12 protein-coding genes are annotated in these 15,604 nt (G+C 65.9%); all 12 read right to left on the reverse strand.

Annotated features, from left to right (window positions below; genetic code table 11):
- Positions 1-78: 78 nt before the first annotated feature.
- On the reverse strand, positions 79-1,257 hold the full coding sequence (locus tag JQX08_RS20570; RefSeq protein WP_205350288.1) for an acetyl-CoA C-acetyltransferase: 1,179 nt from the start codon (positions 1,255-1,257) through the stop codon (positions 79-81).
- Between the two features lie 93 nt (positions 1,258-1,350).
- Positions 1,351-2,229, reverse strand: coding sequence for an oxygenase MpaB family protein (locus JQX08_RS20575; protein WP_205350289.1), 879 nt, complete (start codon positions 2,227-2,229; stop codon positions 1,351-1,353).
- A 71-nt stretch (positions 2,230-2,300) separates the two neighbouring features.
- Complete coding sequence (gene acs / locus JQX08_RS20580; protein ID WP_205350290.1) at positions 2,301-4,238, reverse strand: acetate--CoA ligase; 1,938 nt, start codon at positions 4,236-4,238, stop codon at positions 2,301-2,303.
- A gap of 151 nt (positions 4,239-4,389) precedes the next feature.
- Complete coding sequence (pgi, locus tag JQX08_RS20585) at positions 4,390-6,054, reverse strand: glucose-6-phosphate isomerase (RefSeq protein WP_205350334.1); 1,665 nt, start codon at positions 6,052-6,054, stop codon at positions 4,390-4,392.
- A gap of 89 nt (positions 6,055-6,143) precedes the next feature.
- Positions 6,144-6,524 (reverse strand): aspartate 1-decarboxylase, encoded by a 381-nt coding sequence (gene panD / locus JQX08_RS20590; RefSeq protein ID WP_205350291.1) that lies wholly within the window; start codon positions 6,522-6,524, stop codon positions 6,144-6,146.
- A gap of 83 nt (positions 6,525-6,607) precedes the next feature.
- Positions 6,608-7,468: a pantoate--beta-alanine ligase gene (gene panC, locus JQX08_RS20595; RefSeq protein WP_205350292.1), complete on the reverse strand. Its 861-nt coding sequence runs from the start codon at positions 7,466-7,468 to the stop codon at positions 6,608-6,610.
- Entirely contained in the window at positions 7,465-8,265 is an 801-nt protein-coding gene (gene panB / locus JQX08_RS20600; protein ID WP_205350293.1) for a 3-methyl-2-oxobutanoate hydroxymethyltransferase, read from the reverse strand. Before panB ends, panC begins: the two co-directional genes overlap by 4 nt.
- Before the next feature lie 135 nt (positions 8,266-8,400).
- On the reverse strand, positions 8,401-8,877 hold the full coding sequence (gene folK, locus JQX08_RS20605; protein ID WP_205350294.1) for a 2-amino-4-hydroxy-6-hydroxymethyldihydropteridine diphosphokinase: 477 nt from the start codon (positions 8,875-8,877) through the stop codon (positions 8,401-8,403).
- A gap of 4 nt (positions 8,878-8,881) precedes the next feature.
- Complete coding sequence (locus tag JQX08_RS20610) at positions 8,882-10,294, reverse strand: polynucleotide adenylyltransferase PcnB (protein WP_205350295.1); 1,413 nt, start codon at positions 10,292-10,294, stop codon at positions 8,882-8,884.
- A gap of 672 nt (positions 10,295-10,966) precedes the next feature.
- Positions 10,967-12,409 carry a sigma-54-dependent transcriptional regulator gene (locus JQX08_RS20615; protein WP_205350296.1) on the reverse strand — a complete coding sequence of 481 codons (1,443 nt, stop codon included), beginning with the start codon at positions 12,407-12,409 and terminating at the stop codon, positions 10,967-10,969.
- Between the two features lie 4 nt (positions 12,410-12,413).
- Positions 12,414-15,386 (reverse strand): sensor histidine kinase, encoded by a 2,973-nt coding sequence (locus JQX08_RS20620; protein WP_205350297.1) that lies wholly within the window; start codon positions 15,384-15,386, stop codon positions 12,414-12,416.
- Positions 15,370-15,546 carry a hypothetical protein gene (locus tag JQX08_RS20625; protein ID WP_131183612.1) on the reverse strand — a complete coding sequence of 59 codons (177 nt, stop codon included), beginning with the start codon at positions 15,544-15,546 and terminating at the stop codon, positions 15,370-15,372. Before JQX08_RS20625 ends, JQX08_RS20620 begins: the two co-directional genes overlap by 17 nt.
- Positions 15,547-15,604: the final 58 nt, after the last annotated feature.

Consider the following 15,604-nt stretch of genomic DNA (forward strand, 5'->3'; position numbering starts at 1 on the left):
AAGGAGGCGGTGCGCAGGCAGTAGACCAGCTACGGCAAGCACCGCCGACGCAGCGAATGCGAGCGATGGGTGGGACGCTTAGCGCTCGATGGCCAGGGCCACGCCTTGCCCGCCGCCGATGCACAGGGTGGCCAGGCCTTTCTTGGCGTCACGCTTGAGCATCTCGTGCAGCAGGGTCACCAGCACGCGGCAGCCCGAGCCACCGATCGGGTGGCCGAGGGCGATGGCGCCGCCGTTGACGTTGACCTTGCTGGCATCCCAGCCGAGCTCTTTACCGACCGACAGCGCTTGCGCAGCGAAGGCTTCGTTGGCTTCGATCAGGTCGAGGTCGGCCAACTGCCAGCCGGCTTTTGCCAGGCAGCGCTGGGTCGCCGAGACCGGGCCGATGCCCATGATCGCCGGGTCGACGCCGGCGTTGGCGTAGCCGGCGATCTTCGCCAGCACCGGCAGGCCGAGGGCCTGGGCTTTCGCCGCACTCATCAGCAGCACCGCGGCGGCGCCGTCGTTGAGCGTCGAGGCGTTGCCGGCGGTCACCGTGCCGTCCTTCTTGAACGCCGGCTTGAGCTTGGCCAGCGATTCGGCGCTGGTGCCGGCACGCGGCTGCTCGTCGGTGGCGAAACTGACCGGCTCGCCCTTGCGCGACGGGATCAGGATCGGGGTGATCTCGTCGACGAAACGCCCGCCTTCGATGGCGGCCACGGCTTTCTGCTGCGAGGCGGCGGCGAAGGCGTCCTGCGCTTCACGGCTGATGCCGTATTTTTCCACCAGGTTCTCGGCGGTGATGCCCATGTGGTAGTCGTTGAAGGCGTCCCACAGACCGTCCTGGATCATGGTGTCGACCAGCTTGGCGTGGCCCATGCGCAGACCGGTACGCGCGCCAGGCATGACGTAGGGTGCCAAGCTCATGTTCTCCATGCCGCCGGCGATCACCACCTCGGCGTCGCCGCAGCGGATCGCCTGGGTGGCCAGGTGCAGGGCTTTCAGGCCCGAGCCGCAGACCTTGTTGAGGGTCAGCGCAGGCACCGCGTGCGGCAGGCCGGCCTTGATCGCTGCCTGGCGCGCCGGGTTCTGCCCGGAGCCGGCGGTGAGCACCTGGCCGAGGATCACTTCGTCGACTTCGGCGCCGTCCAGACCGGTCTGCTCGAGCAGGCGGCGGATCACCGCGGCGCCGAGCTCGGGCGCGGGAATGTTGGCCAGCGAGCCCTGGAAGCTGCCGATGGCGGTGCGGGTGGCGGCGACGATAACGACTTCTTGCATGACGCGGGTCCTCACGAATGACGGGGCGGAGCGGGGTGCAATGGTGGCACAGCGGTCGCGGCGGCGACCACCACTCACAGCGGGTGGGGTGCTTCAGCGGATCGGGGGCAGGCCCATGCGCCGCCGTGCACGCTGGCTGGAGCCGTTGCGCACCGCCCAGCGCAGCAGCGGCACGCTGCGCTGGATGCTGCTGCGCACTAGCTGGCGCTCAAGGGCGCTCTGTTCGAGTTCGAGCAGGGCGCTGGCCCAGTCCGGCAGCAGGTCGATGCCGGCGCGCAGCATCACCCGGCCATACAGCTTGGCGAAGGCGCTCGGCGCCGGGGCGGCGAGCAGCACGCGCACCACTTCACGGGTGCGTTCGTCACAGCGCAGGTAGGGGCGCATGCGCTCCAGGTAGTCGGCGACCTCCTGCGCCGAGCGCGGCACGTCGCGCGCGCCGAGGCGTTCGGCGACCAGGGCAATTTCCGCGTAGTAGCGGTCCTGCGCGGCTGCGCTGAGATCGGGGTTGAAGTAGCGCAGGTGCGCCTTGAGAAAGCTGCTGACTTCGGCCACATGCACCCAGGTGAGCAACTCAGGGTCGCTGGCGGCGTAGGCACTGCCGTCCGGCAGGGTGCCGGTGACGCCGGCGTGGATGCGCCGTACGCGCTCGATCAGGCGTTCGGCATCGGCTTGCGGGCCGTAGGTGGTGCCGGCGATGAACTGGCCGGTGCGGCGCAGGCGGCCGAGCATGTCGTCGCGGAAGTTGGAGTGGTCCCAGACCCCGGCCAGCGCCAACGGGTGGAGCATCTGCAGGAGCAGCGCGCCGACTCCGCCGATCAGCATCGAGCTGAAGTCGCAGTGCACCTGCCAGCACACCGAATCGGGGCCGAACAGGCCGGGATCGCCGCGTGGCGCCTCATAGTCGATACCGCCGAGAGCCAGCCCGCTGAGGCTGAGCACCTGGCTTTCGATGCGTTGGCGAATGAATTCCATGGCACAAGCTTCGAGCGCGGCGCGCCAAGTTGCAAGCGCGTCGCGCTGGAAAGGCCTGGACTAGACGGCTGTCAGCGGTTCAGGCGCTTGTCGATCAGGCCGTCGACCACCGAGGGGTCGGCGAGCGTCGAGGTGTCGCCGAGGCTGTCCAACTCGTTGCAGGCGATCTTGCGCAGGATGCGCCGCATGATCTTGCCGGAGCGGGTCTTTGGCAGCGCTGGAGCCCACTGCAGCAGGTCCGGCTTGGCGAAGCTGCCGATCTCCTTGCTGACCAGGGCGAGCAGCTCCTGCTTCAGCGCATCGCTGGGCTCGACACCGCTCATCGGGGTGACGAATGTGTAGATGCCCTGGCCCTTGACGTCATGCGGATAGCCGACCACCGCCGCCTCGGCGACGCTGTCGTGGAGCACCAGCGCGCTTTCCACCTCGGCGGTGCCGATGCGGTGGCCGGAGACGTTGATCACGTCGTCGACGCGGCCGGTGATCCAGTAGTAGCCGTCTTCGTCGCGGCGTGCGCCGTCGCCGGTGAAGTAGTAGCCGGGGTAGGCGCTGAAGTATGTGTCGAGCATGCGCTGGTGATCGCCGTAGACGCTGCGGATCTGGCTCGGCCAGCTGGCCTTGATGGCCAGCACGCCGCTGCCGGCTCCGCTGATTTCCTTGCCCTGCTCATCGAGCAGCACCGGCTGCACGCCGAAGAACGGCCGGGTCGCCGAGCCGGGTTTGAGGGTGGTCGCGCCGGGCAGCGGGGTGATCATGATCGCCCCGGTTTCGGTCTGCCACCAGGTGTCCACGATCGGGCAGCGGGTCTCGCCGACCACGTGGTAGTACCACTCCCAGGCTTCCGGGTTGATCGGCTCACCGACCGAACCGAGCAGGCGCAGGCTGGCGCGCGACGTCTTCTGCACCGGTCCGGCGCCTTCGCGCATCAGCGCGCGCAGGGCGGTCGGCGCGGTGTAGAAGATGTTCACTTGGTGCTTGTCAATCACCTGCCAGAAGCGCGAGGCGTCCGGGTAGTTCGGCACGCCCTCGAAGATCAGGCTGGTGGCGCCGTTGGCCAGCGGACCGTAGACGATGTAGCTGTGTCCGGTGACCCAGCCGACGTCGGCGGTGCACCAGTAGATGTCGCCGTCGTGGTAGTCGAACACGTACTTGTGGGTCATCGCCGCCTGCAGCAGGTAGCCGCCGGTGGTGTGCAGCACGCCCTTGGGTTTGCCGGTGGAACCCGAGGTGTAGAGGATGAACAGCGGGTCTTCGGCGTCCATCGGTTCCGGCGGGCAGTCGGAGTCCACCGTGCGCAGTGCTTCGTGGTACCAGAGGTCGCGGTCGTCGACCCAGGCGATCTCGCCCTGGGTGCGCTCGACCACCACCACGGTGCTGACGTTCGGGCAGCTCTGCAGGGCCTGGTCGACGTTCTTCTTCAGCGGGATGTACTTGCCGCCGCGCACGCCTTCGTCGGCGGTGATCACCGTGCGGCAGTCGGCGTCGAGGATGCGGTCGCGCAGCGAGTCTGGCGAGAAACCGCCGAACACCACCGAGTGCACCGCGCCGATGCGCGTGCAGGCGAGCATGGCGTAGGCCGCCTCCGGCACCATCGGCATGTAGATGCACACCCGGTCGCCCTTGCCGACGCCGCGGCTCTTCAGCACGTTGGCCAGGCGGCAGACGTGCGAGTGCAGCTTGTTGTAGGTGATGTGCGCCGATTCGCTGGGGTTGTCGCCTTCCCAGATGAAGGCGATCTGTTCGCCGCGTTCGGCCAGGTGGCGGTCGATGCAGTTGTAGCTGACGTTCAGTTGGCCGCCCTTGAACCAGCTGGCCTGGCCTTTGTGCATGTCGCCGTGGTGCACGCTGTGCCAGGGCTTGAACCAGTCGAGAAAGCGCTTGGCCTGCTCGCCCCAGAAGGCCTCGGGCTGCTCGACGGACTGCCGGTACAGGCGCTGGTAGTCGTCGTCGTTGAGGTGGGCGCGTTGGCGCACCGCGTCGGGAACCGGATGACTGCTGATTTCGAACATGGCGAGGCCTTCTTATTGTGTGATTCGCAGTGGCGCTAGGGTGGCCCAAGCATTTGCTTGGTTCAACCCTGCGTGGGCATATCTGAACTTTAGAACACCAGAAACGGCGAACCCGGCGCATGGCCGGGTTCGGGGGTAACACTTGGCAGGCTTAGCCGCGGTGACGGCCGCGGAAGAAGTCGATCAGGCCCTGGGTCGAACCATCCTCGGCGGGCAGTTCGTCGCTGCCGGTAAGGCGCTGGTAGACGTTCTTGCCGAGGTCCTTACCGAGCTCCACGCCCCACTGGTCGAAGGCGTTGATGCCCCAGATCACACTCTGCGCGAACACCTTGTGCTCGTACATTGCCACCAGCGCGCCGAGGCGGCGCGGGCTGATGCGCTCGACCACCAGGGTATTGCTCGGGCGGTTGCCGGGAATCACCTTGTGCGGCGCCAGGCGCTGCACCTCGTCGTCGCCGAGGCCCTTGGCGCGCAGCTCGGCTTCGGCTTCGGCGCGGGTCTTGCCAAGCATTAGCGCCTGGCTCTGCGACAGGCAGTTGGCATACAGCCACTGGTGATGGTCGGTGACCGGATTGTAGCTGACCACCGGGACGATGAAGTCGGCGGGGATCAGCTGGGTGCCCTGGTGCAGCAGCTGGTGGTAGGCGTGCTGGCCGTTGCAGCCGACGCCGCCCCAGATCACCGGGCCGGTATCACCCTTGACCGGGCTGCCGTCCTGGCGCACCGACTTGCCGTTGGACTCCATGTCCAGCTGCTGCAGGTGCTTGGTGATGTTCCGCAGGTAGTGGTCGTAGGGCAGGATCGCGTGGCTCTGCGCGCCCCAGAAATTGCCGTACCACACGCCGAGCAGGGCCAGCAGCACCGGCAGGTTGCGCTCGAACGGCGCGGTGAGGAAGTGCTGGTCCATGCTGTAGGCGCCGGACAGCAGCTCCTTGAAGTTGGACATGCCGATGGCCAGGGCGATCGGCAGGCCGATCGCCGACCACAGCGAGTAGCGGCCGCCGACCCAGTCCCACATCGGGAAAATGTTTTCCTCGCGGATGCCGAATGCCACCGCCGCCGGGCGGTTGCTGGACACTGCGATGAAGTGCTTGTGCAGGTCGACTTCCGTGCCGCCCTGGGCCAGGTACCAGGCCCGCGCCGCTTGGGCGTTCTTCAGGGTTTCCAGGGTGCTGAAGGATTTCGAGGAGACGATGAACAGGGTGGTCTCGGCGCGCAGCCCGGCGGACAGCTCGTGGAACTCGCTGCCGTCGATATTCGCCAGGTAATGGCAGCGCACACCGCGCTGGGCGAACGGCAGCAGCGCTTCGGAGACCAGCTGCGGGCCGAGGAACGAGCCGCCGATGCCGATGTTGACCACGTCGGTGATCGGCTTCTCGCTGTAGCCACGCCACAGGCCGTCATGGATGCGTCCGACCAGGTCGGTCATCTGCCCGAGCACGCGGTGCACTTCCGGCATGATGTTCACCCCGCCGACATTCAGGCGGTCGGCGACCGGCCGGCGCAGCGCGGTGTGCAGGGCGGGGCGGCCTTCCGAGGCGTTCACCAACTCGCCGCGGAACAGCGCCTCGATGGCCGGCTGCAGTTCGGCTTCGCGGGCCAGGCGCACCAGCAGGTCGCGGGTTTCCGTGGTGATCAGGTTCTTCGAGTAGTCGAGGAACAGGCCGCTGGTGCTCAGCGAGAATTCCTTGAAGCGCTCGGCATCCTGACTGAACGCCTCGCGCATGCTGAAGCTCTGCATCGCCTGGCGGTGCTGCTGCAGGGCCTGCCAGGCGGGCAGCGTGGTTGCGTCGAGTGGTTGCTGGTAATACGCCATGACCTGCGGTGACCTCTCCCAGATGGGGACGACTTTGAGCATGAAAAAGCCCGGAACGTTCCGGGCTTGGAGTGTAGCGTTTTAGCGTCTCAGGCGACCTGGACGGGAATCGCGTTGCTGGTGTGGCTCAGCTCGTTGCCCGGCGCCATGTACAGCATGCGCGGCTTGAAGTTGGCCAGCTCGGCCTCGCTGTAGTGGGCGTAGGCGCAGATGATCACGCGGTCGCCGACCTTGGCCTTGTGCGCCGCGGCGCCGTTGACCGAGATGATGCGCGATCCTTCCTCGCCACGGATGGCGTAGGTGGTGAAGCGCTCGCCGTTGTCGACGTTGTAGATCTGGATCTGTTCGTATTCACGGATGCCGGAGAGGTCCAGCCATTCACCATCGATGGCGCAGGAGCCTTCGTAATCGAGCACAGCGTGAGTGACTTCGGCGCGGTGCAGCTTGGCCTTGAGCATGATGGCGTGCATGGCGGATTCCTCTGAGGGGCCCTTAAAAACGGCGGCTGAGTGTGCCCGAAGCCAATCGGGCGTTCAAGGTGGCGGAGGCCGGATTAGTGGCTGTTGGCCAGATCGAGCTCGATATTGTCGATCAGCCGGGTGCTGCCCATAAACGCGGCGGCGGCGATGACCAAATGCTGGTCCTCGGCGACGGCCGGTCGCAGGCTGTCGGCCTGGCGGATTTCCAGATAGTCGGGGCGGAAACCGGCGGCGACCAGCGCCTCGTGGGTGCTGGCGACCAGTGCCGGGTAGTCGCGACGGCCGTCGCGCAGCTGCGCGGCCAGTGCCTGCAGTTCGCGGTACAGGGCGGGCGCGCTGGCGCGCTGCTCGTCGTTCAGGTAGCCGTTGCGCGATGACAGCGCCAGGCCATCGTCGGCGCGCACGGTGGGCAGGCCGAGGATCTGGATCGGCATGTTCAGGTCGCGCACCAGGGTGCGGATTACAGCGAGTTGCTGGAAGTCCTTCTGGCCGAAGATCGCCAGATCGGGCTGGACCATCTGGAACAGCTTGGTCACCACGGTGGCGACGCCGTCGAAGTGGCCGGGACGGCTGGCGCCGCACAGGCCCTCGGAAACGCCGCTGACGTGTACCAGAGTCTGCCCCTGCATGCCATGCGGGTACATCTCGTCGACGGTCGGGGCGAACAGCAGGTCGCAACCGGCGTCGATCAGCTTCTCCTGATCGGCCGCCAGGGTGCGTGGGTAGCTGGCCAGGTCTTCGTTGGCGCCGAACTGGAGCGGATTGACGAAGATGCTCGCGACCACGAAGCCGGTGCGTTGCGCAGCCTTTTCCACCAGGGCGATGTGCCCGGCGTGCAGGTTGCCCATGGTCGGCACCAGGCCGATGTCCTTGCCCTCGGCGCGAGCCTGGGCGACCGCGGCGCGCAGCTCGCGGACGGTGGTAACGGTGTTCATGCGGAGAATCCGTGCTCGGCGGCGGGGAACGAGCCGTCCTTGACGGCGGTGACGTAGGCCTCGAAGGCCGCCTGAATGGAGGTCTGGCCGGCCATGAAGTTCTTCACGAACTTCGGCGTTCGGCCGGTCAGCGACAGGCCCAGCATGTCGTGGACGACCAGCACTTGGCCGTCGGTGCCGGCGCCGGCGCCGATGCCGATTACCGGGATGCGCACCGCCTGGCTGATTTCCGCGGCCAGCTCGCTGGGCACGCACTCGAGCAGTAGCAGCGCCGCGCCGGCCTGTTCCAGGGCGATCGCATCGGCACGCAGTTGGCGCGCCTGGGCATCGCCGCGGCCCTGCACCTTGTAACCGCCGAGGACGTTGACCGACTGCGGGGTCAGGCCCATGTGCATGCACACTGGCACGCCATTCTCGGCCAGGCGCTGCACCGCCGGCGCCAGGCTAGCACCGCCTTCGAGCTTGACCATGTGCGCGCCGGCCTGCATGACCAGCGCACTGTTGACCAGGGTTTGTTCCAGGGTGGCGTAACTCATGAACGACAGGTCGGTGACGATCAGTGCGCCCTGGTTGCCGCGCTTCACGCAGCCGGTGTGATAGGCCATTTCCTGGATGGTCACCGGCAGGGTGCTGTCTTGTCCCTGCACGACCATTCCCAGCGAATCACCGACCAGCAGCACTTCGACCCCGGCCTGGCAGGCGGCACGGGCAAAGGTGGCGTCATAGGCAGTGAGCATGGTGATTTTTTCACCTTTTTGCTTCAGCTCCTGCAGGGTGGTCACGGTAACGTCAGGCATGGAAATGCTCCTCAATCGGGCCCTTGCGCACCCAGTTGGGGCGGCGGGGACGCCTATAGTCCCGATGGGACTGCATGAAGTCAATTGCAGGTGTTACCGACTTGTTACTGACGTTACCGGCGCGTGGCGCCGGCGCTAGAGTCGTTCCAGGCCCTGGAACGGGCAGGCTTGTAACAGCGCTGCCAGCGGGCGGCCGTCGGGTAACAGCAGCTCGGCGGCGATCTCGGCGAGCGGGTAGAGGACGAACGGTCGCGCGTGCATGTGGTAGTGCGGTACCTGTAGGCGCGGCTCGTCGATGATCCGGTCGCCGTACAGGAGGATGTCCAGGTCGAGGGTGCGCGGACCCCAGCGCTCGGCCTTGCGTTGGCGGCCCTGGTTTTGTTCGATGGCCTGCAAGGCGTCGAGCAACTCCAGCGGCGCCAGGCTGGTGTCCACGGCGGCAACGGCGTTGACGTAGCGCGGCTGATCGGGCGGGCCGAGCGGGTCGCTGGCATAGAAGGACGACACGGCAGACAGGCGGCTGTGCGGCAGGGCGGCGATCGCCTCGAGGGCAGCGCTGAGTTGCGCCTGCGGCTCGGCAAGGTTGCTGCCGAGCCCCACATAGGCGCGCACCGGATCACTCACCCGACGGCTGACCGCTGGTTTCGCCGCTGCCGGCGCGGCGCCGCTTGCCGCCACGACGGCGCTTGCGTGGTGCGCCGGTGCTGTCGCTGCTACTGCTCGCCGACAGGTCACGGATCATGCCGCGACGTTCGCTGTCGCTGGCTTCCTGGTAGTCGGTCCACCAGTCGCCCAGGCCGTCGGTCTCGTCCCCGGCGCTTTCGCGCAGGAGCAGGAAGTCGTAACCGGCGCGGAAGCGCGGATTCTCCAGAAGCAAATCAGCGCGCTTGCCGCTGCGGCGCGGCAGGCGTTCCTGCATGTCCCAGATCTCGCGGATCGGAATGGTGAAGCGCTTAGGTACGGCAATCCGCTGGCACTGTTCGGCGATCAGATCGTGCGCCGCTTCCTGCATGGCCGGGATCGGCGGCATGCCACGATCCTGCAGCTGGGCGACGCGGCCGGGCAGCGCCGGCCAGAGCAGTGCGGCGAACAGGAACGCTGGCGTGACCGGCTTGCCCTGATGAATACGCTGGTCGGTATTGGCCAGGGCCTGCTGGATCAGCCGGCGGGTGTAGTCGGGGTTGTGCTTCAGCGCCGCGGCGCTGGCCGGGAACAGCGGAGCGAACAGGCCGTACTCGAGCAGCAGCTCGAAGGTGCGCTCGGCGTAACCGGCGAGGAACAGCTTGAGCACTTCATCGAACAGGCGCGCCGAAGGGATGTCGCGCAGCATCGGCGCCAAGCGCACGATCGGCGCCGCGGTGTGCTTCTCGATGTCGAAGTCGAGTTTGGCGGCGAAACGCACCGCGCGCAGCATGCGCACCGGGTCCTCGAGGAAACGCTGCTCCGGATCGCCGATCAGGCGGATCAGGCGATTGCGGATGTCATGCACGCCGCGTGCATAGTCGAGGATGCGTTCGGCTGTGACGTCGAAGTACAGGGCATTGATGGTGAAGTCGCGGCGCTGGGCATCGTCTTCCAGGCTGCCATATACGTTGTCACGCAGGATGCGGCCACTTTCGTGGCGGGCCGACAGCGAGCTGTTCTCTTCTTCCTCGCCCTGCGGGTGGTTGGCGCGGAAGGTGGCGACTTCGATGATCTCGCGGCCGAAATGCACGTGTACCAGCTTGAAGCGGCGGCCGATCACCCGTGCATTGCGGAACTCGGCACGCACCTGCTCGGGGGTGGCGCTGGTCGCGACGTCGAAATCCTTGGGCTCGAGGTCCAGCAGCAGATCGCGCACGCAGCCGCCGACCAGGTAGGCCTGGTAGCCCGCGTGCTGCAGACGTTCGACGACACTCACCGCGTGGCGGCTGATCTTGTGGCCGCGGCGCAGGTTGTGTTGGCGGCTGGTCAGTACCTCGGGCGTGCTTCGCGTGTGCTTGGCGAGGCGCAGGGGGGAACGGAACGACTGGAACAGCTTCTTCAGCATGGGATGCACTGTGTGACGGAGTGGTCGGCCAGAATAGGAGATGACCGCATGATAGCCGCGGATTCTAGCATTGAGTCGAGGGATGTACGAAGGGGAGGTGGGAGCTGGAAGCTACTGGGGGAGCCGAAGCTCCCCCCCAAGTAGGTGCGTGCTTTGTTTTTATTATTATGGCGGGCTTGTTGTTTTTGTTTGTTGACCCGTTCCCTCGGCCCAGTGGCTTCAGGAAAAAGACTCCCAATCTCGGAAGTCAGTAGCAAACGGATTGCTTTGGAAGCTGATACAGCCATCATCCAACCAGTACGGGCGCTGCTTTAAGAGCAGTTTTGTTGTTCTCTGTCTGGCTGTGGGGCGGAACCCCAACGGCTAGTCCTCTCCAAAAGAATCAGTTAGCTGCGTCCCCTGCGTTGTTGTTTTTGTTATGCCGGAGTCGGTACGTCTTGTTCTTATTGTGTAGGGCAGTGCTTGTTATTGTTGTTGTGCCAGAGATAAAGCAGAAGCCGTGCCAGTTTTTGAAAATCCTTTAAATTCAATGGTTTGGTATTTTTCGGTGCTGGGCGCTGGCAAGAAAAAGGCCGGATTTCGTTACCCGACAACCCGGCCTTTGTTACGGAATATGAGGGCGGTAACAGCGTGGGGGAACTCATGCGCCCCCGGCGTGTCACCGTAACGCGGTCAATTGTCGACCGCGCTCCCGGTTTTGCGACGCGGGATGCCCAGGCGCTGACGCCGTTCCCACAGGCACTTGCGGCTGATGCCGAGCTTGCGGGCCAGTTCGGTTTCCGTCATGTGATCCTGGTGCTCGAGCACGAAGTGCTGGAAGTAGTCTTCCAGGGACAGGTCTTCGGTCGGTTCGTGGGCGTTGCTGGCGGTGTGCAGCGAGGGGCTGCCATTGCCAAGGAGCTCGTCGTCATCGAGGTCATCGAGCTCGATGTCGATGCCCAGCAGCTCGGCGGAAATCTCCGAGTGCTCGCAGAGGATCACCGCGCGCTCGACCGCGTTCTCCAGCTCGCGCACGTTGCCCGGCCAGCTGTAGTGACGAATCGCCTGCTCGGCATCGAGGGCGAAACGCAGGTCGCCGCGGCCCATCTGGGCGGCCTGGCGGGCGAGAAACAGCTTGGCGATCTCGATCACGTCGCTGCCGCGCTCGCGCAGCGGCGGCAGCTTCAGGGCGATGACGTTGAGGCGATAGAACAGGTCTTCGCGGAACTGGCCGACCTTGGAGAGGCTCTTGAGGTCGCGGTGGGTGGCCGCGATCAGGCGCACATCGACCTTCTGCGACTGCACCGAGCCGACGCGGCGGATTTCACCCTCCTGCAGCACGCGCAGCAGACGCGCCTGGGCCTCCAGGGGCAGCTCGCCGATTTCGTCGAGGAACAGCGTGCCGCCGTCCGCAGCTTCGACCAGGCCGGCACGTCCGGCGCTGGCACCGGTGAAGGCGCCCTTCTCGTGGCCGAACAATTCCGATTCGATCAGGGTTTCCGGAATCGCCGCGCAGTTCACCGAAATCAGCGGGGCCTTGGCGCGTCGCGACAGGTTGTGCAGGGCGCGGGCGACCAGCTCCTTGCCGGTGCCGGACTCGCCCTGAATCAATACCGTGGAGTCGGTCGGCGATACCTTGCGGATCTTGCCGTACAGCTCCTGCATGGGCGGACAGGAACCGATGATGCCGATTTCGCCGTGGCTGACTTCGGCGGATTTGCCATTGCCGCGGCTGGCGGCAGGAGCGGCGTTGCCGCGTTCGCTGGCTGGCGCGTTCTGGTTCTCCTGGCGTTCGCGCAGGATGCGTGCGACGGCCTGGAGCATCTCGTCGTGGTCGAAGGGTTTGGCGATGTAGTCGACCGCGCCCATCTTCATCGAATCCACTGCCGAGCGCAGGCTGGCGTAGCTGGTCATGATCAGCACCGGAGTGCCTTGGGCCAGCTTGATCAGCTCGGTGCCCGGTGCCCCGGGCAGGCGCAGGTCACTGACGATCAGGTCGAAGCTGGGGATGCTGAAGCGCTCCTGCGCCTCCTGCACCGAGCCGGCCTCGCTGACCTCGTACTGGTTGCGCTCCAGCAGACGTCGCAGCGCCGAGCGGATGATGGTTTCGTCTTCGACGATCAGAATATGTGGCATGAATTCAGCTCTCTCGACGGTCTCTGGTCACTGCGGACGTCGTGGTGACATGGCGTGGCAAAGTCACCCGGATACGGGTGCCGCGCTGTTGCTCCGGATCGGCCGGGCTGTCGATAGTGATCTGGCCATAATGCTCTTCCACGATCGAATAGACCAGCGCAAGCCCCAATCCGGTGCCTTTGCCCGGGTCCTTGGTGGTGAAAAACGGTTCGAACAGGCGATCGATGATCGCCTTGGGAATGCCGGTGCCTTCGTCTTCGACGATCAGCTCTACGGTGTGCTCGAGCGCCTCGCTCTTCACCCGGATCGCGCCGCCGGGTGGTGAAGCATCGCGGGCGTTGGACAGCAGGTTGATCAGCACCTGGGCCAGGCGCTGGGCATCGCCCTCGACCCAGTGGTCGGGGTCGCACAGGTTGTAGAACTGCACTTCGACGCTCTGCCGGTTGAGCGACAGCAGGGCGATGGCTTCCTGGGCTACATCGGCCAGGCACACCGGGTCTTCGGCCTGCTGGCGGCCGCCGGCGTGGGCGAAGCTCATCAGCGACTGGACGATGCGCGACACGCGCTTGGTCTGTTCGATGATCTGGCTGCTGATCTCACTGATCTCGCCGTCCTCTTCGCGCTCCTCTCGGAGGTTCTGCGCCAGGCAGGCAATGCCGGTGATCGGGTTGCCGATCTCGTGGGCGACGCCGGCGGCCAGGCGGCCGATGCTGGCCAGGCGCTCGGAGTGGACCAGGCGGTCCTCGAGCATCTGGGTGTCGGTGAGGTCCTCGACCAGCAGGACCAGGCCGGTGTTACCGGGGGCCAGCGGCTCGTCGATTGCCGCCTTGTGCAGGTTGAGCCAGCGGGTCTGGCCGTCGAGCGCCAGGCGCTGCTTGTGCAGATGCTCATCCGGCAGGTTGATGAAGCCGACCAGCAGGTCGTGCCAGGGCTCCGCCAGGGTCGCCAGGCGCGAGCCGACCACGCGCTGAGCCGGCACGCCGGTCAGCTCTTCCATCGCCCGGTTCCACATGAGGATTTCCTGATCCTTGGCCAGCGAGCAGACGCCCATCGGCAGTTCCTGCAGGGTCTGGCGGTGGTAGCGGCGCAGCGCGTCGAGTTCCGCGGCGAGGCCGGTGAGGCGCGAGTGGTAGTCTTCGAGGCGGCTTTCAATGAAGTGGATGTCTTCGGTGACATAGCCCTCGCTGCCGCTCTTGTAGGGCAGGAAGTTCTCCACCATGTCCTGTGCCACGTTCGGGCCCATCAGTCCGGAGAGGTTGGCCTCTATGCGGTCGCGCAGGCGGCGCAGGGCGTAGGGGCGGTTCTCGTCGAACGGCAGGTGCAGGTCGCGCAGCGCCTGTTCGACCTCGCGCTGGGCGACCTTGGCGCCGAGCGGCTTGGCCAGCTGGGTAGCGAATTCCTGCGGCGAGTTGGCCAGCAACTCGCGGCGCTGCGGACGGCGCACGTTGTCCACGGCACACGCCTCGGCGGCGCTCTGCTCTTCGGCGCTGGTCTCGCTGAACAGCGACACCAGGGTGAAGACCAGCACGTTGGCGGCCAGCGAGCCGATGGCAGCGAGGTGCCAACTGGTGTCATCGAGCACGTAGATGACGTTGAACATCGGCAGGTAGATGCCCTGGATGTTGCCCAGCAGCGGCAGCAGCATGCTGAATAGCCAGACGCCGATGCCGGTCATCAGCCCGGCGATGAAGCCGCGACGGTTGGCGGTCGGCCAGTACAGCACCGAGAGCAGGCCGGGGAGGAACTGCAGGGTGGCGACGAAGGCGACGATGCCGAGGTTGGCGAGGTCCTGCTCGGCGCCGAGCAGCAGGTAGAAGCCGTAGCCGGCGGCGATGATGGCGATGATCAGCGCGCGGCGGGTCCATTTCAGCCATCGGTAGATATTGCCGCCCGCCGGCGGTTGATACAGCGGCAGCACCAGGTGGTTGAGCGCCATGCCGGACAGCGCCAGGGTGGTGACGATGATCAGCCCGCTGGAGGCCGACAGACCGCCGATGTAGGCCAGCAGGGTCAGCGCCTGGTGGTTCATGGCGATGCCGACGCCGAGGGCGAAGTACTCGGGGTTGGTGGTGGCGCCGAGCTTGAGGCCGGCCCAGAGAATCAGCGGCACCGACAGGCTGATCAGCAGCAGGTACAGCGGCAGGCCCCAGCTGGCGCTGACCAGCGCACGCGGGTTGAGGTTCTCGGTGAAGGCCATGTGGTACATGTGCGGCATGACGATGGCCGAGGCGAAGAACACCAGCAGCAGGGTGCGCCACGGCCCTTCCTGCAGCGGCGTGTGCAAGGCGGCGAGGGCGCTCTGGTTGTGCAGCAGCCACAGCTCCAGGCCCTGGGCGCCGCCGAACACGTGATAGAAGGCATACAGGCCGATGCCGCCGAGGGCGAGCAGCTTGACCACCGACTCGAAGGCAATGGCGAACACCAGGCCCTCGTGCTTCTCGCGGGTGGCGATGTGGCGCGCGCCGAACAGAATGGTGAACAGGATGATCAATCCGCAATAACTGAGCGCCACGCGCTCATGCACGGTCTCGCGGGTGAGGATGCTGATCGAGTCGGCGATTGCCTGCATCTGCAGGGCCAGCAGCGGCAGCACGCCGATGAACATGAAGATGGTGGTCAGCGCACCGGCCCAGGTGCTGCGAAAGCGGAAGGCGAACAGGTCGGCCAGTGACGACAGTTGATAGGTGCGGGTAATCCGCAGGATCGGATAGAGCAGCACCGGGGCGAGCAGGAACGCGCCGGACACGCCCAGGTAGCTGGCGAGGAAACCGAAGCCGTACTGGTAGGCCATGCCCACCGTGCCGTAGAACGCCCAGGCGCTGGCATACACGCCGAGCGACAGGGTGTAGGTCAGCGGGTGGTAGATGATCTTGCGCGGGATCAGCCCGCGCTCGGTGATCCAGGCGACGCCGAACAGGGCGAACAGGTAAAGGGCGCTGATCAGGATCAGCTGGGTGAGGTTAAAGCTCGTCAGCATCGCGTTGACTCTGCAGGATGAAAGTCACCACGATGAGGATCAGCCAGAGCAGGTACGGCCGGTACCAGGCGCCGCTCGGGTCGATCCACCAATCCATGATGGCCGGGGAGAACAGGTAGATCCCCACCACCAGGAGCAAGACCAGTCGATAGATGTACATGCAGCTCTCTCATCGGGATTGCTGCGATGGTAATGGAGTTGTGCGGCCAGCTGGTAGC

This window comes from Zestomonas insulae (genome assembly GCF_016901015.1).
In the GTDB taxonomy this organism is placed as follows: domain Bacteria; phylum Pseudomonadota; class Gammaproteobacteria; order Pseudomonadales; family Pseudomonadaceae; genus Aquipseudomonas; species Aquipseudomonas insulae.

Bases quoted from the DNA above. Each gene is read 5' to 3' on its own strand.
- JQX08_RS20575 (WP_205350289.1), bottom strand. From the start codon at position 2,229: ATGGAATTCATTCGCCAACGCATCGAAAGCCAGGTGCTCAGCCTCAGC.
- acs (WP_205350290.1), bottom strand. From the start codon at position 4,238: ATGTTCGAAATCAGCAGTCATCCGGTTCCCGACGCGGTGCGCCAACGC.
- JQX08_RS20615 (WP_205350296.1), bottom strand. From the start codon at position 12,409: ATGCCACATATTCTGATCGTCGAAGACGAAACCATCATCCGCTCGGCG.
- JQX08_RS20610 (WP_205350295.1), bottom strand. From the start codon at position 10,294: ATGCTGAAGAAGCTGTTCCAGTCGTTCCGTTCCCCCCTGCGCCTCGCC.
- panC (WP_205350292.1), bottom strand. From the start codon at position 7,468: ATGAACACCGTTACCACCGTCCGCGAGCTGCGCGCCGCGGTCGCCCAG.
- pgi (WP_205350334.1), bottom strand. From the start codon at position 6,054: ATGGCGTATTACCAGCAACCACTCGACGCAACCACGCTGCCCGCCTGG.
- JQX08_RS20620 (WP_205350297.1), bottom strand. From the start codon at position 15,386: ATGCTGACGAGCTTTAACCTCACCCAGCTGATCCTGATCAGCGCCCTT.
- JQX08_RS20570 (WP_205350288.1), bottom strand. From the start codon at position 1,257: ATGCAAGAAGTCGTTATCGTCGCCGCCACCCGCACCGCCATCGGCAGC.
- panD (WP_205350291.1), bottom strand. From the start codon at position 6,524: ATGCACGCCATCATGCTCAAGGCCAAGCTGCACCGCGCCGAAGTCACT.
- panB (WP_205350293.1), bottom strand. From the start codon at position 8,265: ATGCCTGACGTTACCGTGACCACCCTGCAGGAGCTGAAGCAAAAAGGT.
- JQX08_RS20625 (WP_131183612.1), bottom strand. From the start codon at position 15,546: ATGTACATCTATCGACTGGTCTTGCTCCTGGTGGTGGGGATCTACCTG.